This is a genomic window from Sedimentimonas flavescens, from assembly GCF_019264375.1.
GTDB lineage: Bacteria > Pseudomonadota > Alphaproteobacteria > Rhodobacterales > Rhodobacteraceae > Rhodobacter > Rhodobacter flavescens.
In genome coordinates this window covers 345,066-363,312 of sequence record NZ_JAHVAI010000002.1, presented here as the reverse complement: position 1 = coordinate 363,312, position 18,247 = coordinate 345,066, and the positions used below count along the sequence as shown (strand labels likewise).

The window sequence follows — 18,247 nt, the reverse complement described above, 5'->3', positions numbered from 1 at the left end:
TGAACATCGGCGACGCGACCGGGCGGCGCCCGGTTGTCCGGCGCCATGCGTATCTGAATGCCATCGGGGATTCCGTCCCCGGTGGCATTTTTGTTTCCGTCAATCGAACCAGCAATCACGAAGAGCGGGGCGGCCATCATCCGTGCCCGAGGGGAAGGGACTGACATGTTCAAGAAAATCCTGATCGCAAACCGCGGCGAGATCGCCTGCCGGGTAATCAAATCGGCTCAGAAGATGGGGATCAAAACGGTCGCCGTCTACTCTGACGCCGATGCGAATGCGCTCCACGTCAAGATGGCCGACGAGGCCGTCCACATCGGCCCGCCGCCGGCAAACCAGTCCTACATCGTGATCGACAAGATCATGGATGCGATCCGTCAGACCGGCGCCGAGGCGGTGCACCCGGGCTACGGCTTCCTGTCGGAGAACATGAAGTTCGCAGAAGCCCTTGAAAAAGAAGGCGTTGTCTTCGTTGGCCCGCCGTCGCCCGCGATTGAGGCGATGGGCGACAAGATCACCTCGAAGAAGATCGCGCAGGAAGCCGGCGTGTCGACCGTTCCGGGCTACATGGGCCTGATCGCCGATGCCGACGAGGCGGTGAAGATCTCGAACCAGATCGGCTACCCGGTCATGATCAAGGCCTCCGCTGGCGGCGGCGGCAAGGGCATGCGGATCGCCTGGAACGAGCAGGAAGCCCGCGAAGGCTTCGAGAGCTCGAAGAACGAGGCCGCGAACTCGTTCGGCGACGACCGTATCTTCATCGAGAAGTTCGTGACGCAGCCGCGCCACATCGAGATCCAGGTGCTGGCCGACAAGCACGGCAATTGCGTCTATCTGCACGAGCGTGAATGCTCGATCCAGCGCCGTAACCAGAAGGTCATCGAAGAGGCTCCGTCGCCGTTCCTCGACGAAGCCACCCGCAAAGCCATGGGTGAGCAGGCCTGCGCGCTGGCCAAGGCCGTGGGTTACTCCTCGGCCGGTACGGTGGAATTCATCGTCGACGGCAGCAAGAACTTCTACTTCCTCGAGATGAACACCCGTCTGCAGGTGGAACACCCGGTTACCGAACTGATCACCGGGGTTGACCTGGTCGAGCAGATGATCCGTGTCGCCGGTGGCGAGCCGCTGCCCTTCAAGCAGGAAGACCTCAAGATCAACGGTTGGGCGATTGAATCGCGCCTTTATGCCGAAGATCCCTACCGCAACTTCCTGCCCTCGATCGGGCGCCTGATCAAGTATCGCCCGCCGGTCGAAGGTCCGACCTCGCGCGGCGGGATCGTGCGCAACGATACGGGCGTCTTCGAAGGCGGCGAGATCTCGATGTATTACGACCCGATGATCGCCAAGCTCTGCACCTGGGCGCCGACCCGCGCCGAGGCCATCGAAGAGATGCGTCTGGCGCTGGATACCTTCGAGGTTGAAGGCATCGGCCACAACCTGCCCTTCGTCGGCGCGGTGATGGACCATGACCGCTTCATCAAGGGCGACATCACGACGGCCTTCATCGCCGAGGAATACCCCGATGGCTTCCAGGGCGTGCAACTGAACGAAGAGGTTCTGCGTGACGTGGCCGCAGCCGCCGCTGCGATGAACCGCGTCTCGGAGATCCGCCAGTCGCGCATCTCGGGCACCCTTGGCAACCACGAGCGTCACGTCGGCAACGAATGGGTCGTGAGCCTGCAGGGCAAGGAATACGCGCTGCACATCGACGCCGACCGCGATGGGTCGACCGTGACCTTCAAGGATGGCGGCAAGAAGCGCGTGTCCTCGGACTGGACGCCGGGCAAGTCGCTGGCGGTTCTGGACGTGGCGGGCGAGCCGCTGGTGCTCAAGGTAGGCCTGCTTCCGATGGGCTTCCGCATCCGCGTGCGCGGTGCCGACCTCAAGGTGCATGTGCGCACCCCGCGTCAGCACGAGCTTGCGGTGCTGATGCCCGAGAAGCTGCCGCCGGATACCTCGAAGTTCCTGCTCTGCCCGATGCCCGGCCTTGTCGTGAAGATCTCGGTCGAAGAGGGCCAGGAAGTTCAGGAAGGTCAGGCGCTGGCCACCGTCGAGGCGATGAAGATGGAAAACATCCTGCGCGCCGAGCGCAGGGGTGTCGTCAAGAAGATCAACGCAGCCGCGGGCGCCTCGCTCAAGGTTGACGACGTGATCATGGAGTTCGAATGAGATGACGCTTTCGCCGGCCCGCGAAAACGCTCTCGGCTGCGCCGCGCTCTCTGCCTTTGTTTCATTGGCAGCGTTCGCGGGGTTGCAGCTGTGGGCCGCGGTGCTGGCGGGTGTCTTCGAATATCCGCTGGATGACGTCTACATCCACATGGCCATGGCCGAGGGCATTGCCTCGGGCACCTATGGTGTCAATCCGGGCGAGGCCTCTTCGGCGGCCTCGTCCATCCTGTATCCGCTGCTGCTGGTGCCCTTCGCGGGAACCGAGATGCAGCGCTGGATGCCGCTGTTGTGGAATATCGTCGGTGTTGCCGCCGTCGGTGTGCTCTGGGGGCTGGTGGTTGCGCGCGCGAACCTGTCGCGGGTAGTCACCGTTGTGCTTGCGATCGTCGGGCCGCTGGCGCTGAACGTTCCGGGCGTCGGTTTCGCCGGGATGGAGCACAGCCTGCACGCGGCCTTCGCGCTGGCCTGCCTTTTGGGCCTGTGGATTTTCGTGAAGGAAGATCGGATCTCGGCGCTGCTCGTGATCGGGGTGATCGGCGCGCCGCTCATGCGGCTGGAGGGGCTCGCCCTGTCCGGCGCGGCCTGCGGCGTGCTGTTGCTGCGCGGTCGGATCGCTGCGGCGTTTGGGCTGGGGCTGGCGGCCATCCTGCCCGTGCTGGCCTTCATGGGCTTCCTTGTGTCGTTGGGGCTCGAGCCGCTGCCCGGTTCCATCATCGCCAAGACGCAACTGTCTACCGGCAATGGGCCGGAACTGCCGGGCTTCGTGCGCGCCATTATCGAGAACATCCAAAAGAAGCCGGGGCAGATCCTTCTGGCTCTGAGCTTCTTCTCGGTGCTGATCGCGCTGGCCGTTCAGAACCTGCGCCGCGAGCGGCTGTATCTGGTGTTCTGGGCCATCGGTCTGGCGGGGATCGCGCATTTCCTCGGCGGTCGCATTGGCTGGATGAACCGCTACGAGCATTACATCTTGCTGGTTCTGATTGGCGGCCTTGTGCTGGCGCTATCGCACATGGGGCCGGTGTGGAGGGCCGTCACCGCTGCCGCTCTTGTGCTTTCGCTCGGCGTTCTGGGCGATACCTACGCGACGTCGCTGGCGGATCGTTCGGTCTGGGGACCGCGCGCGATCCATTTGCAGCAGGCCCAGATGGCCCGTTTCGCCAAGGACTATGCGCAGGCGCCCGTTGGGGTGAACGATCTGGGCTGGGTCACATGGCAAAACGATCAGTATGTGTTTGATTTATATGGGCTCGGATCGCCCTCGGCGCTGGCCGAACGGATGCGTCCGGGCGGGCCGCAGCCCGGCTGGGGCGGGCCGCTGGTGGCGCAGCACGGCGTCCGCCTGGTGATGATCTACGATAGCTGGTTCGCGGATGCGGTCGCGCCGACGTGGCAGCGCCTTGGGGAACTGACGATGGACAACCCGCGCGGAACGGTCGCGGATTGGCGCGTCGGGTTTTACGCGACCGCGCCCGAATACGCGCCGGAGCTGCGTGAAAAGCTGCGCGCCTTCGCGCAGACGCTGCCTGCCGATGCGCAGTTCACCATGGCGGAGGTGGGGCAATGATCGCCGCTTACCGCGCAGCCCCGTTGCGGATTTCCTCGCGCCGGATCGGCATCTTGTCGATGGCGCGCATGATCTCGCGCCCATCCCAGGGCAAGGGCTTGCGGATCGAGACCTGCCCGTCCTTGGTCATCAGCACCAGCGAGAAGCCACGCGGGCGCAGCTTGCGGCGGATATCCGAGGCTGGATCGAGCGTGGTGTCGGTGATCACCACAACGTCGCGCGCGGCCAGTTCCGGCCAGCGCGCCTCGATCAGCCGCAACTGCTCGGCGAAGGCCGGATCGTTGGGGCTGTCGGCGAACACCACCACGGGGCGCTTTTGCCAGACATATGCGGCCAGATCGGCCGTCGCCCCGTCGACGGGAGCGAAGACCTCGGCCGCAGCGGTCGCGGGGGCCTCCTGCGCGTTCAGCGGCGCGGCCAGCGTGGCCGAGAGCGCGAAAACCAACGCGAATCCAAGGGTTATGGGTGCAGACATCGCGGCCCTCCTTGGTTGGAATATAGGCGGCGGCGGGGGCATGTTCCATGGCCCGCGGACCGCCGGGGCAGGATTTTCGCTCAAGACGGGCGAATGACGACGGGAGTTTGCCCGGCGGGGGCTAGATCCGCCGGGTGGGGATGAATGGCACGCAACAGCGCCGGGGCAGCCCGGAGGCGGCGATACAGAAGAGGGATTGTTCCATGACGAACAAGAAAGAGGACTGGGCCAAACTTGCCCAGAAGGAACTGCGCGACACGCCGCTCGACAGCCTGACCTGGAACACGCTGGAAGGCATCGCCGTCAAGCCGCTCTATACCGAGGACGACCTTGAGGGCCTCGACCATCTGGGCAGCCTGCCGGGGATCGAGCCCTTCACCCGTGGCCCGCGCGCAACGATGTATGCTGGTCGCCCCTGGACGATCCGCCAGTATGCCGGTTTCTCGACCGCCGAGGAATCGAACGCCTTCTACCGTAAGGCGCTGGCCGCCGGTCAGCAGGGTGTCTCGGTCGCCTTCGACCTTGCGACGCACCGCGGCTATGACTCGGATCACCCGCGCGTGGTGGGCGATGTCGGCAAGGCCGGCGTGGCCATCGACAGCGTCGAGGACATGAAGATCCTGTTCGACGGCATCCCGCTCGACAAGGTCTCGGTCTCGATGACGATGAACGGCGCGGTGATCCCGGTTCTGGCGAACTTCATCGTCACCGGCGAAGAGCAGGGGCATGACCGCTCGGTGCTTTCGGGCACCATTCAGAACGACATTCTGAAAGAGTTCATGGTCCGCAACACCTATATCTATCCGCCCGAGCCCTCGATGCGGATCATCGCGGATATCATTGAATACACCTCGAACGAGATGCCGAAGTTCAACTCGATCTCGATCTCGGGCTACCACATGCAGGAAGCCGGGGCGAACCTGGTGCAAGAGCTGGCCTACACCTTGGCGGACGGGCGCGAATATGTGCGTACTGCCATCGCGGCCGGCATGGATGTCGACAAGTTCGCGGGCCGTCTGTCGTTCTTCTTCGCCATCGGCATGAACTTCTTCATGGAAGTGGCCAAGCTGCGCGCCGCGCGCCTGCTGTGGACGCGGATCATGAAGGAGTTCAACCCGCAGAAGTCGGGCAGCCTGATGCTGCGCACGCACTGCCAGACCTCGGGCGTGTCGCTGCAAGAGCAGGACCCCTACAACAACGTCGTGCGCACGGCCTATGAGGCGATGGCGGCGGCCCTTGGTGGCACGCAGTCGCTGCACACCAACGCGCTGGACGAGGCGATCGCGCTGCCGACCGATTTCTCGGCCCGGATCGCGCGCAACACGCAGCTGATCCTGCAAGAAGAAACCGGCATCACCAATGTCGTCGATCCGCTCGCGGGTTCCTATTACATCGAAAGCCTCACCGCGAAGCTGGCCGAAGAGGCCTGGAAGCTGATCGAGGAAGTCGAGGAGATGGGCGGCATGACCAAGGCTGTCGCCTCGGGGATGCCGAAGCTGCGCATCGAGGAGTCGGCGGCGCGTCGTCAGGCGATGATCGACCGCGGCGAGGAAGTCATCGTTGGCGTCAACAAGTATCGTCTGGCGAAGGAAGACCCGATCGACATTCTCGACATCGACAACGTGAAGGTGCGCGAGGCCCAGATCGCGCGTCTGACCAAGATGCGTGCGGAGCGGGACGAGGCCAAGTGCCAGGCGGCGCTGACTGAGCTGACCCGCCGTGCGAAAGAGGGCGGCAACCTGCTTGAGGGGGCCGTCGAAGCGGCGCGTGCGCGCGCCTCGGTCGGGGAGATTTCGATGGCCATGGAAGAAGTGTTCGGGCGCCACCGCGCCGAGGTCAAAACGCTGGCCGGTGTTTACGGCGCGGCCTACGAGGGCGACGAGGGCTTTGCCCAGATCCAGCGCGACGTCGAGGCCTTTGCCGAGGCCGAGGGCCGTCGTCCGCGGATGCTGGTCGTCAAGATGGGCCAGGACGGGCATGACCGCGGCGCCAAGGTGATCGCGACCGCCTTTGCCGATATCGGCTTTGACGTCGATGTGGGCCCGCTGTTCCAGACCCCGGAAGAGGCCGCGCAGGACGCCATCGACAATGACGTGCATATCGTCGGCATCTCGAGCCAGGCGGCGGGTCACAAGACCCTCGCGCCCAAGCTGATCGAGGCGCTGAAGGACAAGGGCGCCGACGACATCATCGTGATCTGTGGCGGCGTGATCCCGCAGCAGGATTACGACTACCTCAAGAAAGCGGGCGTCAAGGCGATCTTCGGGCCGGGCACCAACATTCCGGCTGCGGCGCGCGAGATCCTCGATATCGTTCGCGCGACCAAGAACTGAGGGGGGAGGGGGCTCTGCCCCGCCGAGGCTTAGCCTCGGCCCCCCGGGATATTTGGACCACATTGAAGGGCAGGGGAGACCTTGCCCTTTTCATTTTGCAGGGGCAATGTCGCGCGGAAATCAGGAGCCGCCGATGATCATTCGCCCTGCAATGCCCGCCGATTACGACGCGATCCTTGCGTTCTGGAACCCGGTAATCCGTGACACCGCAGTGACCTTTTCCAGCGAGGAGAAGACGCCTGACAGTCTGGGCGCGATGATCGCTTTGCGCCGCGATGCCGGGCAGGAGTTTCTGCTGGCCGAGGAGGCGGGGCTGGTTCTGGGCTTTGCGACCTATGGTCAGTTTCGCGGCGGGAACGGTTATCGGCACGCGATGGAGCACACGATCGTCCTGGCGCCCGAGGCGCGTGGGCGCGGTGCCGGACGGGCCTTGATGAACGCCGTGGAGGCCCATGCGCGGGCCGGTGGCGCGCATATCATGATGGCTGGAATCTCGGCCGAGAACGCCGCCGGTGTCGCCTTTCATGCGGCGGTCGGATATGTCGAGATCGGCCGGGTGCGCGAGGCGGGGCGGAAGTTTGACCGCTGGCTGGACCTTGTTCTGATGCAAAAGATCCTGTGACGCGCTAAGGTTAGGCTATGGATAAGCCGGTTTCCCTTTGGTCCCGTATCGGGCAGGCACTTGCCGCGTTGGCGCGGGGCGAGGGGCTGACGGCTGTCTTCGATCATCTGCGCGCGCCGCCAGAACGCTCGGTTGCCTTCACCATCGCCGTGATCGCGCTTGGGGCCAAGATGGCCAAGGCGGACGGCCAGGTGACACGCGACGAGGTTGCAGCCTTCCGCCGGGTGTTCCAGATACCGCCGGGCGAAGAGGAGAACGCCGCGCGGGTCTTTAACCTCGCGCGCACCGATGTGGCCGGGTTCGACGCTTATGCGCGCAAGATCGCGGCGATGTTCGGCCAGGGGAGCGAGGTTCTGAAAGACCTGCTCGAAGGGCTTTTCGTGATCGCGTTGGCGGATGGCGATTACCACGAGGCCGAGGATGCTTTCCTGGAGGAGGTCGCGCGGATCTTTGGCCTGGAGGACTGCTGTTTCCGAGCGATCCGGGCGAGCTTTGTTCCCGATGCCTTGCCCGACCCCTGGACGGTGCTTGAACTGCCGAGAGGAACGCCCTTGCCTGATGTTCGCGCACGCTGGCGCGAACTGGTGCGCGAGGCCCATCCTGATCGCGCCATCGCCCGTGGCCTGCCCCCCGAGGCAGTGCGTCTGGCCGAGGCGCGGATCATCGCCCTCAACTACGCCTGGGAGGAATTGCGGCAGGGCGCGGAGGCAAGCTGATGCGGATTGCCACCTATAATGTCGAGTGGTTCAACGAGCTTTTCGACCGGCGGGGGCGGATACTGGACGATGACGAGTGGTCTTCGCGTTATCAGGTGACGCGGGCGCAGCAGCTTGGCGCGCTTGGCATCGTTTTCACGGCGGTCGATCCCGATGTGATCCTCGTGGTCGAGGCACCCGATGAGAACGCGCGCCGCAAGACCGCAGCGATGCTGGAAAGCTTCGCCGAGTATTTCGGGCTGCGTCAGCGTCGGGCGTTGATCGGCTATGCTAATGATACGCAACAGGAAATCGCGCTGATGTATGACCCGGACGTGCTGCGCGCCCGGCACGATCCGCGCGGTGGCGAGGGGCAGAGCCCGCGCTTTGACCAGAGCCTGCGCATTGATCTCGATATCGACGCGACGCTGGACACGGTGACCTTCTCGAAGCCACCGCTGGAGGTCGAGCTGGAGACCCGTGAGGGGCGCCTGCTGCGGTTGATCGGCGTGCATATCAAGTCGAAGGCGCCGCGCGGGGCGAACTCACCCGACGCCGAGAACCGCGTTGCGATCGAGAACCGCCGCAAGCAACTCGCGCAATGCATTTGGCTGCGCCAACGCGTGGATGAACACTTGGATGCCGGCGACAGCCTGATCGTGCTGGGCGATTTCAACGACGGTCCGGGTCTGGACGAGTATGAGCGGCTGTTCGGGCGCTCGGGGTTGGAGATCGTGCTGGGCCACAGCGGGCCGCCGCGGCGGCAGATGCACGACCCGCATGCGCGGCTGCATCGCGGTCATGCGACGATGGCGGCGCCTGCATCCGCGCGGTTCTACGATCCGGAAAACAAGCAGTATTTCTCAGCGATGCTGGACTATATCATGGTCTCGCCCGACCTGTGCGCGGCGCAGCCAAAATGGCGTATCTGGCATCCGTTCGACGACCCTACCTGTTATCGCACGCCCGAGTTGCGCGAGGCCTTGCTACAGGCGTCAGACCACTTTCCGGTCAGTATGGAAATTTCGCTTTGAGCCCTTATATTGGGGCCATGAAACAGCTTCTTGCTCCGCTTCTTGTTGTCGCCATGCTCGCCTCTCCCGCCGCCGCGCAGGAGGGGGGTGAGAGTGCCGAGGCGGGCGATCTTGATGAGGGGCTCAGCCTTCTCGAAGAGGGCGCGAGGCTGATTTTCCGCGGGATCATGGAAGAGGTCGGCCCCTCGCTGGACGAGATGCAGCAGGGCTTTGACGAGGCCAGCAAGAAGCTTGGACCGGCGCTGTCTCAGCTTATGGCGCTGGTTGATGACGCGAAGAATTACGAAGCGCCCGAGCGGCTTCCGAATGGTGACGTGATCTTCCGTCGCAAGCCCGGCGCGCCGCTGCCGCCACCGATGATGGAGCCCGAGGCCGATCCGGCCCCCGAGGTGGGCGAAGAGATCGAGCTTTAGGGCAGGCGGACGCTTGGCTCCGCCTTGAGCGCGGCTGCGAGCGCGGTCAGGCGTGCCGCGGCCACCTCACCGTAAAGCCCCGCCCCGCGCTTGGTCAGGCGCAATTCCAGCAGGTTTTTCTTGGGCTTGTAGTTCAACTCCCCCGCGTCCTGCGGATCGTGGATCGAGAACATCGCGCCAAACCGCATCGCCTTGCCAAGGACTTCGGCCTCCTGGATCTGCTCGGGCGTGAGTAGGGTGAAGAGCGGCTCAAACCGCGATCCGGTGCGCGAGTTCTTGTAGCGGTGCAGCAGGGCAAGGCCGACGAAGACGCGCTCGGGGTGGCTGAGGGCCGCCATATTCGCGCGGGTGACATTGTCGAAACAGGCTTCGGCGCGGTAGTCGGGATGGGTGCGCCAGGTGGTGTCATGCAGCAGGCAGGCCGCGCGCATAAGACGGTATTTCTCGGGCGGAACCTGCCCCCAGATCGGCTGGATGAAGGCATGCAGGCGTTTGCCGAAGCCGGGCAGGCGAGCCATCGTGCGCTCGGCATGGCGGCAGGCCTCGATCAGCGGATCGCGGCGGCGCAGACGCTCGGGCATCTGTTCGTAAAGCAGCCCCTCGCGGATCCCGTAAGAGGAAATGTCGATCTCTTTCGGGCCGAAGGTGGCGATCAGCTCGCGCAGCACCATCGCGGCCAGCGGCACCAGTTCCATGCGCGCGGATGAGGTGCCGGTGCGCGAACGCAACTCGTTCAGATCGTTCTTCTCGATCCAGTCGAGGGTCTTCAGCGTGCCCTCCGGGTCCATCCGGTATTCATGCAGCACCAGAAGCGGATAGCCGCGCCGCTCCATGTCGAGCCGCGCAATCGCCCGCCAAGAGCCGCCGACAAGGTAGATGCGTTCGTGTTCGGTGCCCATTTCGCGCGCAAGACCCGCGATCACGTCCTTGATATGGGCGGCGAGTTCCTTCTTGCCGCCGGGAACCTGCTGCAGCCGGAACGGGCCAAGCGGCGATGTGACGCGGCGCCAGACCCGTCCGTTGCGGATCTCGGCCAGTTCCATCGAGTTGCCGCCGATGTCGCAGATCAGACCCTGCGCCTCGGGCCAGCCAAGCAGCACCCCCTGCGCGGACAGGCGCGCCTCTTCGGTGCCGTCGATCACATGCAGCTTGAGGCCGGTGGCGCGCTCGACCATGCGCTGGAATTCCGGGCCGTCCTGCGCCTCGCGCACGGCGGCGGTGGCCACGCAGGTGAGGGGGCCGATGCCCATGCCATCGGCCAGCAGCGCAAAGCGTTGCAGCGCGGCGAAGGCACGCTCGCGGCCCTGGGGGTTCAGCATACCGGTTTCGGCCAGCCCCTGGCCCAGACCCGCCATGACCTTTTCATTGTAGAAATAGGCCGGGCTGCGCGCCGCGCCGTCGAAAACCACCATCCGGACCGAGTTCGAGCCGACATCCACCACGCCCACGCGGCTGAGCGCCCGGGCAGAGGGATCATCGAAGAGGGGTTTGCCAAAGGGATCCCAATCGTCGGAAAGCTTCGGGCTGTGCCCCTCGGTCTTCGGGTTCATACTGTCCTGCCGTCGATAATGGGCGGCCCCGAGTCGTCCCGGCGCCGCGTCAACCTACCCTCTAGTCCATGCTATGGGCAAGTTTCGGAACGTCTTTTGCCCCGGCCGAACCACGGCCCGAAAGCGAGGGGTTCTCCATGAAGAAGCGGTGGCAGGAGAACAGATCGTCTTTCCCCGGAGGCAGGTCGCGCAGGAAGCGCCCGTCGGGTTGCAGCACCCAGCTTTGCGCCTCGTCGGCCATGTTCGCGGCCATGATCTGGCTGACGATCTGTGCCTTGACGGTGTCGTTGAGCGCCTCGACCAGCGTTTCGACCCGGCGGTTGAGGTTACGCCCCATCCAGTCGGCCGAGGAAAAGAACACCCGCGCCTTCTTCGAGGGCAGGCCGTGGCCGTTGCCAAAGCACACGATGCGTGAATGTTCGAGGAAACGCCCGACGATGGATTTCACGCGGATATTCTCGGACAGACCCTTGATGCCGGGGCGCAGCCCGCAGATGCCGCGGATCACCAGGCTGATCTTCACCCCGGCTTGGCTCGCGGCATAAAGCGCGTCGATCACCTGCGCGTCGATCAGGCTGTTCATCTTGGCCCAGATCTCGGCCGGGCGGCCATTGCGGGCGTGCTCGCTTTCGCGCGCGATCAGTTCCAGAAGGCGGGGCTTGAGCGAGATCGGCGAAATCGCAAGGTTCTCAAGCCCCTCGGGCTGCACATAGCCCGAAAGGTAGTTGAAGACCTTGGTCGCGTCGCGGCCAAGCGCGGCGTCGCAGGTGAAAAAGCTCAGGTCCGTGTAGATCCGCGCGGTAATCGGGTGGTAGTTGCCGGTGCCGTAATGGGTATAGGTGACCAGCTGATCGCCCTCGCGCCGGACCACGGTCGAGATCTTGGCATGCGTCTTGTAGTTGATGAACCCGTAGACGACATGGGCGCCCGCGCGTTCCAGCCGCCGCGACTGGCGGATGTTGGCGGCCTCGTCGAAACGCGCCTTGAGCTCCACCAGCGCCGTCACCGACTTGCCGCTTTCGGCGGCCTCGCAGAGCGCGTCCACGATCGGGCTGTCCTTCGAGGTGCGATAGAGGGTCTGCTTGATCGCCAGCACGTTCGGGTCTGCGGCTGCCTGGTTGAGGAAGCGGATCACCATGTCGAAGGTCTCGTAGGGGTGATGCAGCAGCATGTCTTTCTGGCGGATCGCCGAGAACATATTGCCATCATGGTCTTGCACCCGCTCGGGCACGCGCGGCGTGAATGCGGGCCAGAGCAGATCGGAGCGCGACGACAGCACCAGTTCCTTGAGGTCGGCGATGCCAAGCATCCCGCGCACCTCGACCACCTCGGAGGGATCGACGTGCAACTCGTCCATGATCAACGCGCGCAGGCTTTCGGGCGCGCCGGCGGTGATCTTCATGCGGATGACCTGCCCGCGGCGGCGGCGTTTCAGGGCGGTCTCGAATTCGCGCACGAGGTCTTCGGCTTCGTCCTCGACCTCAAGGTCGCTATCGCGCAGCACCCGGAAGGCGCAATGCCCGGTGTCGGCATAACCGGGGAAGAGCATGTTGAGATGCAAGAGCAGCAGTTCTTCCAGCGGTAGGAAGCGCGCCTCGCCGGGCAGGCGCACAAAGCGGTCGATCTGCTGCGGGATCGGCAGAAGGGCCTGAAGGCGGCGCTTATCGGTCTGCCGCTCCAGTTCCAGCGCCAGGCAGAAACCGGTGTTGGGGATGAACGGGAAAGGGTGCGCCGGGTCGATCGCGAGCGGCGAGAGCACCGGGAAGACCTTGTTGAGGAAGTGATCCGCCAGGAAGTCACGGTCGCGCTTGGTCAGCTTGGAGCGCGTGACAAGGTGGATGCCCACACCTTCCAGCTCGCGCTTGAGCTTGTTCCAGGTGGTCTGCTGCGTGTCCATCAGCTTGCGCGCGTCTGCGTTGATCAGCACAAGCTGCTCGGCCGGGGTCAGCCCGTCATGCGAGGGGGTAATGCTGCCCTCGCGCACCAGTTCGCGCAGGCCCGCAACGCGGACGGTGTAAAACTCGTCGAGGTTGGTCGCCGAGATCGACAGGAACCGCAGCCGCTCCAGAAGCGGGACGCGCGGGTTCGTGGCCTCATCGAGGACGCGCCAGTTGAACGCGAGCCACGAAAGCTCTCGGTTGAAGAAACGACGCGGGCCCGCGATCACTTCGGCGGGCATCTCGACAGGAGTCGGGAACGGGGTTTTGAGAAAATCTGCCTTGGTCATGATGCGCTTATGAGATGCTTTTGTAATGGCGCGATGACAGTATTTTGCGCTGCTCAGCCCAGAGTGTCCAGCACCTCGGCCGCCAAAGACCGCGTGATCGCGCGGTTCTCGGCCAGCGCGCGGGCATCTAGCGCCGCGACCAGTTGCCGCGCCGTGGCCAGAGAGCGGTCCATGCGCGTCACCAGCCAGGGGATCAGCGCGGCTGGTACTGCGATCTGGCGGTCGGCGAAGAGCTTGACGAGCACGGCAGACAAGAGCGCGTCATCGGGTGGTTCGATGCGGACATTGGCGGTGGCGAACATGCGGCTGAGCAGGTCGGGCAGGCTTAGCCCCCAGTCGCGCGGTGCGCTGCGGGCGGTCAGCAGCAGGCGCCCGCGCTCGGCCAGCATCAGGTTGTGCAGGTGGAAAAGCGCGGCCTGCGTCGCGGCGCTTTCCGCCACGCGCTCGGCATCCTCGACGACCACGGCGCCCGCGCGCACCAGATCGGGCGCGGCCTCGTCAGTCAGTTCCTCGGCCGAAATCACCGGCGCGCCTTGGGTGTCGGCCCAGATCTGCGCGAGGTGCGACTTGCCCGCGCCCTCGGGGCCGATCAGCAGCATCCGCCCCTGCGGCCAGCTTTCGGGCGCATCAAGCGTCGCCAGCGCCAGCGCATTCGCGGGGGCGACGAAGAAATCCTCTCGGCCCTGCGACTGGCGCAGGGGCAGGTCCAGGATCAGTTGACGGCTCACGTCCGGGTCAGTCCTCTGCGGGTTCATGTGCCAAGGCGGTCACGGGGGCCGCTTCTTGGCCCGATGCGAGGCCTTTGTAAAGCCGCCCCTCGAGGTATCGCTCCAGCACGAAGCGGGTCACCACGCCGATCATCGCGGCCACCGGAACCGCGACCAGCATGCCGACGAAGCCAAACAGCGTGCCAAAAGCCGAGAGCGCGAAGATCAGCCACAGCGGATGCAGCCCGACCGAGCTGCCCACCAGCTTGGGCGTGATCAGGTTGCCTTCAAGGAACTGACCGGCGGCGAAGATCGCGGCCACGATCCCGATCGACATCCAGTCGCCCCAAAACTGAAAGAGCGCAAGCCCGATGGCCAGCACACCGCCAACAAGAGCGCCCACATAGGGGATGAAGGTCAGCCCGCCCGCGATAGCCCCGGCGATCAGGCCGAAATTCAGCCCCGCGAGCATCAGCGAGATCGAGTAGAACGCGCCAAGGATCAGGCAGACTGAGATTTGCCCGCGCACGAAGCCCGACAGCACCTTGTCGATCTCATGCGCCAGCTTGCGCACGGTCGGCGCGTGATCGAGCGGCAGCCAGCTGTCGATCTTGGCCACCATATTGTCCCAGTCGAGCAGCATGTAGAAGGCTACGACCGGCACGACGACGATGAAGACGACGAAGTTCACCACACCCATCGCCGAGCTGAGCACACCAGTTGCCAGCTCTCCGCCGCGTGCCTTCACCGCCTGGCCAAGCGAGGCGAGCGTCTCGTTGATGACCGAGCCCTCCTCCATCAGTGAGGGGAAGGTGGTCGTGAGGAAGGATTGCAGGCGCCGGGCAACCTCGGGGGCGATGCCGACAAGCTGGGTCAACTGACGGATCATCGCGGGCACCACCGCCAGCGCCAGGATCACGAAGATCAGCGTGGCGACCAGCGCAATGGTCGAGGTGGAAGCCGCTCGGCTTAGTCCCAGCCGCTCCAGCCGGTCGGCCAGCGGGTCCATAAAATAGGCAATCGCGCCGCCAACAATGAAGGGCAGGATCACATCGCCTAACCCCCAGAGAGCGAGCGAAAATACCGCAGCGGTCGCCCCCCAGTAGGTCACTTGTTGTCGTGCGGGCAGGGCCATGGGTCAGTCTTTCCAATCGTTCGGGTCAGTTTGCCCAACTGCCGCGCGGTTGCAAGCGGTGGCGGCGGCCGGTCGGGCGCGAAATAGGCATGAAGACGCGCATTACATCCCCTCGGCCCGTATTTTTCTTCGCAGCCCCCTGCGCTCGCGGTGGCCGGGAGGGCGGCGTTCGTGCTCTTTTCCGGGGTGCCGTGGAGGCTGATCTTGCCCCAGCGGCCCATTTCCTCTAGGCCAGTTCGCAACGCGAAACCCAACCCGGACAAGCAAATGCGCCTTTCCCGCTACTTCCTCCCCGTCCTGAAAGAAAACCCTGCCGAGGCGCAGATCGTCTCGCACCGCCTGATGCTGCGCGCAGGCATGATCAAGCAACAGGCGGCGGGGATCTATTCGTGGCTGCCGCTTGGCTACAAGGTGCTCAAGCGCATCGAGCAGATCGTGCATGAAGAGCAGGTGCGTGCGGGCCATATTCCGCTTCTGATGCCGACGCTCCAGCCCGCCGATCTGTGGCGCGAGTCGGGCCGCTATGACGATTACGGTCAGGAAATGCTGCGCATTAAGGACCGGCACGAGCGCGACATGCTCTACGGTCCCACGAACGAGGAGATGATCACCGACATCTTCCGCAGCTACGTGTCCAGCTATAAGCAGCTGCCGCTGACGCTTTACCACATCCAGTGGAAGTTCCGCGACGAGGTTCGCCCGCGTTTCGGCGTGATGCGCGGCCGGGAGTTCCTGATGAAGGACGGCTACAACTTCGACCTGACCAAGGAAGACGCGTTGCACGCCTACAACCGCCACATGGTCAGCTACCTGCGCACCTATGAGCGCATGGGCCTGACGGCGATCCCGATGCGCGCCGCCTCGGGCCCGATCGGCGGCGACAACACCCATGAATTCCTCGTGCTGGCGCAGACCGGCGAATCCGAGGTGTTCTATGACGCCAAGGTGCCGGATCTGAAGCTGGGCGAGCGTGCCGTCGATTACGACAACCGTGATGAGGTTGCCGCGATCTGCGAAGAGTTCACCACGCTTTACGCACGCACCGACGAAACCCATGACGAGGCCGTCTTCAACCAGATCCCCGAAGAGCGCCGCATGGTCGGCCGCGGGATCGAGGTCGGCCAGATCTTCTACTTCGGCACCAAATATTCCGAATCCATGGGCGCCACCGTGGTGACCCCCGATGGCAACCGCGTGCCGGTCGAGATGGGCTCGCACGGGATTGGCGTCTCGCGCCTGCTCGGCGCGCTGATCGAGGCCAACCACGACGACAAGGGCATCATCTGGCCCGAGGGCGTGACGCCCTTCCACGTCGGCATCGTCAACCTCAAGCAGGGCGACACCGCGACCGACGCCGCCTGCGAGGCGATCTACAAGGCGCTTCAGGGCCGTGGGCTTGATCCGCTTTACGACGATCGCGAGGACCGTGCCGGCGCCAAATTCGCCACCATGGACCTGATCGGCCTGCCGTGGCGCATCACCGTCGGCCCGCGCGGGCTGGCCAATAACGTCGTCGAGCTGACCTGCCGCCGCACCGGCGAGAGCGAGGAGATGTCGGCCACCGCCGCCGTCGAGCGCATCGTCAAGATCTACGAAGCGCACTGATGCGCGGCACGCTGGCGATACTGGGCGGGCTTGCGGGGGCGGCGACGCTTTCGCAATTCCCCGAGTTTTCTCAGCAATACCTTCAGCGCCTTGGCGGTCAGGCCGAGGCGCTGGCCGCCGTCGTGGCCGAATTCGACGCGAGTGCCGAACAGGCCAACCTGACCCGCGAAGTGGCGCTGACGCAGTTGCAGGGGACAGAGTTTCTCGACACTCACGGCGGCAATATGCGCGAGCTGATCGAGCGGGCCGAACAAGCGCAGGCCGATTACGTCCTGCTGCGCGCGGCAACGCCGCTTGAGCGGCTGACGCTGCCGCAGCGGTTCCGCGACCCCGAGGTGCTGCAAGCGACCTGGGCCGATTTTCGGCCTGCAGTGCAGCTGACGCCCACCGGCATGACCGCAGCGGGCATCGGCTTTGCCCTTGGCTGGGGGCTGGTGCTTGCGCTTGCCGGTCTGATCATGCGGCCCTTCCGGCGCCGCACGGCATAGGCTTGAGCGAAACACTCGGATAATTGACCTTGGTCAATGCCGGTCTGCGGGCCGCGTCGGATAAACGCCCCCGGGGACTCGATCTGGGGTGGGCCATGAAAAAGCTGCTGTCAGGCGCTGTTGCCGCGATCTGTGTCATGGGTGGCGCGGTCGGCGCGACCGAGCCCTACGCTTCGCTGGAGGCATGGGGCGAGGCGCTGTTCTTCGACACTGACCTGTCGGCCAATCGCACCCAATCCTGTGCTACCTGCCATTCCCCCGAAACGGGCTTCGTCGATCCGCGCGAGGGGGCCGTGAGCCTTGGCGATGACGGGCATAGCCTTGGCGATCGCAATGCGCCGACTGCGGCCTATGCCGCCTTCTCGCCAGCGTTTCACAAGACCCCCGAGGGCAAATGGAAGGGCGGCCAATTCCATGACGGGCGCGCCGCGACGCTGGCCGATCAGGCCAAGGGTCCGCCGCTGAACCCAGTCGAGATGGGCATGAAGGATGAGGCCGCCGTGGCCGCGCGCCTCTGGGCCAATCCGCGCTATCTGGCGACGCTGGCTGCGCTGAAAGGGCCGGAAACCACCGCGGACCCGCTCAAGGCCTTTGACGCCATGGCCGAGGCCATCGCCGCCTTTGAGCAAAGCAAAACCTTCCAACCCTTCGATTCCAGATACGACCGTTTTCTGCGAGGCGAGGAGCGGCTGACGGATGAGGAGGAGCTTGGGCGGCTCTTGTTCTTCTCGAAGCAGTTCACCAACTGCAATATCTGCCACCAACTGCGTCCGGGGCCGTTCGAGGAAAGGGAAACCTTCTCGAACTACGAGTATCACAATATCGGTGTGCCCGCGAATGTGGCGGTGCGCGCGGTGAACGGGGTGGCGGGCGATCATGTGGATCGCGGGCTGCTCGACAATCCCGCCATCGACGATCCGGCTCAGGCTGGCAAGTTCAAGGTGCCGAGCCTGCGCAATGTCGCCGTCACCGGTCCCTATATGCATAACGGCGTCTTCACCGATCTGCGCACGGTCGTGTTGTTCTACAACAAGTACAACTCGGATCTGCCCGAACAGCAGATCAACCCCGAGACCGGCGCTCCCTTCGCCGCGCCCGAGGTTTCCCAGAACCTTTCGCTGACTGACCTGGAGACCGGCCCGGCGCTGGACGACAAGCGTATCGACGCCATCGTGGCCTTTTTGCGCACCCTGACTGACGCACGCTACGAGCCGCTTCTGGATCGGTAAC

15 protein-coding genes are annotated in these 18,247 nt (G+C 64.6%); 10 read left to right on the top strand and 5 right to left on the bottom strand.

The genetic code is table 11. The features are described 5' to 3' along the window. The first annotated feature begins 165 nt into the window (after positions 1-165). Together KTQ37_RS04860 and KTQ37_RS04855 are read left to right on the top strand one after the other, a co-directional pair. A complete protein-coding gene (locus tag KTQ37_RS04860) occupies positions 166-2,169 on the top strand; it encodes an acetyl-CoA carboxylase biotin carboxylase subunit (RefSeq protein WP_218629341.1) in 2,004 nt (667 codons plus the stop codon). 1 nt (position 2,170) lies between these two features. After that, positions 2,171-3,733: a hypothetical protein gene (locus KTQ37_RS04855; protein WP_218629340.1), complete on the top strand. Its 1,563-nt coding sequence runs from the start codon at positions 2,171-2,173 to the stop codon at positions 3,731-3,733. Between the two features lie 7 nt (positions 3,734-3,740). On the opposite strand, the gene KTQ37_RS04850 is transcribed toward KTQ37_RS04855, so the two are convergent. Beyond that, positions 3,741-4,208: a DUF4174 domain-containing protein gene (locus tag KTQ37_RS04850; RefSeq protein ID WP_218629339.1), complete on the bottom strand. Its 468-nt coding sequence runs from the start codon at positions 4,206-4,208 to the stop codon at positions 3,741-3,743. Between the two features lie 203 nt (positions 4,209-4,411). Between KTQ37_RS04850 and scpA the strand changes: the two genes are divergently transcribed. The 5 genes from scpA to KTQ37_RS04825 all read left to right on the top strand — a co-directional run bounded on the left by scpA (position 4,412) and on the right by KTQ37_RS04825 (position 9,305). After that, the gene (gene scpA / locus KTQ37_RS04845) at positions 4,412-6,541 is read left to right on the top strand and encodes a methylmalonyl-CoA mutase (protein WP_218629338.1); all 2,130 of its coding nucleotides are present in this window, start codon (positions 4,412-4,414) and stop codon (positions 6,539-6,541) included. A 133-nt stretch (positions 6,542-6,674) separates the two neighbouring features. After that, complete coding sequence (locus tag KTQ37_RS04840; RefSeq protein ID WP_218629337.1) at positions 6,675-7,163, top strand: GNAT family N-acetyltransferase; 489 nt, start codon at positions 6,675-6,677, stop codon at positions 7,161-7,163. A 17-nt stretch (positions 7,164-7,180) separates the two neighbouring features. After that, positions 7,181-7,879 (top strand): tellurite resistance TerB family protein, encoded by a 699-nt coding sequence (locus tag KTQ37_RS04835; RefSeq protein WP_218629336.1) that lies wholly within the window; start codon positions 7,181-7,183, stop codon positions 7,877-7,879. Then, entirely contained in the window at positions 7,879-8,892 is a 1,014-nt protein-coding gene (locus KTQ37_RS04830; protein WP_218629335.1) for an endonuclease/exonuclease/phosphatase family protein, read from the top strand. Before KTQ37_RS04835 ends, KTQ37_RS04830 begins: the two co-directional genes overlap by 1 nt. A gap of 17 nt (positions 8,893-8,909) precedes the next feature. After that, the gene (locus KTQ37_RS04825) at positions 8,910-9,305 is read left to right on the top strand and encodes an AAA+ family ATPase (protein WP_218629334.1); all 396 of its coding nucleotides are present in this window, start codon (positions 8,910-8,912) and stop codon (positions 9,303-9,305) included. Here KTQ37_RS04825 and KTQ37_RS04820 read toward each other — a convergent pair. The 4 genes from KTQ37_RS04820 to KTQ37_RS04805 all read right to left on the bottom strand — a co-directional run bounded on the left by KTQ37_RS04820 (position 9,302) and on the right by KTQ37_RS04805 (position 14,924). Continuing rightward, positions 9,302-10,855: a Ppx/GppA family phosphatase gene (locus KTQ37_RS04820; protein ID WP_218629333.1), complete on the bottom strand. Its 1,554-nt coding sequence runs from the start codon at positions 10,853-10,855 to the stop codon at positions 9,302-9,304. The genes KTQ37_RS04825 and KTQ37_RS04820 overlap by 4 nt on opposite strands. 61 nt (positions 10,856-10,916) lie before the next feature. Next, positions 10,917-13,082 carry an RNA degradosome polyphosphate kinase gene (locus KTQ37_RS04815; RefSeq protein ID WP_218629332.1) on the bottom strand — a complete coding sequence of 722 codons (2,166 nt, stop codon included), beginning with the start codon at positions 13,080-13,082 and terminating at the stop codon, positions 10,917-10,919. 53 nt (positions 13,083-13,135) lie between these two features. Beyond that, positions 13,136-13,810, bottom strand: coding sequence for a P-loop NTPase family protein (locus KTQ37_RS04810; protein WP_218629331.1), 675 nt, complete (start codon positions 13,808-13,810; stop codon positions 13,136-13,138). A gap of 7 nt (positions 13,811-13,817) precedes the next feature. Further along, the gene (locus KTQ37_RS04805; protein ID WP_218629330.1) at positions 13,818-14,924 is read right to left on the bottom strand and encodes an AI-2E family transporter; all 1,107 of its coding nucleotides are present in this window, start codon (positions 14,922-14,924) and stop codon (positions 13,818-13,820) included. A gap of 267 nt (positions 14,925-15,191) precedes the next feature. On the opposite strand from KTQ37_RS04805, the gene proS reads away from it, so the two are divergent. The 3 genes from proS (at position 15,192) to KTQ37_RS04790 (ending at position 18,246) form a co-directional block, all read left to right on the top strand. After that, positions 15,192-16,529, top strand: coding sequence for a proline--tRNA ligase (proS, locus tag KTQ37_RS04800; protein WP_218629329.1), 1,338 nt, complete (start codon positions 15,192-15,194; stop codon positions 16,527-16,529). Beyond that, on the top strand, positions 16,529-17,017 hold the full coding sequence (locus KTQ37_RS04795) for a DUF2937 family protein (RefSeq protein ID WP_236021071.1): 489 nt from the start codon (positions 16,529-16,531) through the stop codon (positions 17,015-17,017). Before proS ends, KTQ37_RS04795 begins: the two co-directional genes overlap by 1 nt. A gap of 95 nt (positions 17,018-17,112) precedes the next feature. After that, positions 17,113-18,246 carry a cytochrome-c peroxidase gene (locus tag KTQ37_RS04790; RefSeq protein WP_218629328.1) on the top strand — a complete coding sequence of 378 codons (1,134 nt, stop codon included), beginning with the start codon at positions 17,113-17,115 and terminating at the stop codon, positions 18,244-18,246. The last annotated feature ends 1 nt before the right edge of the window (position 18,247 follow it).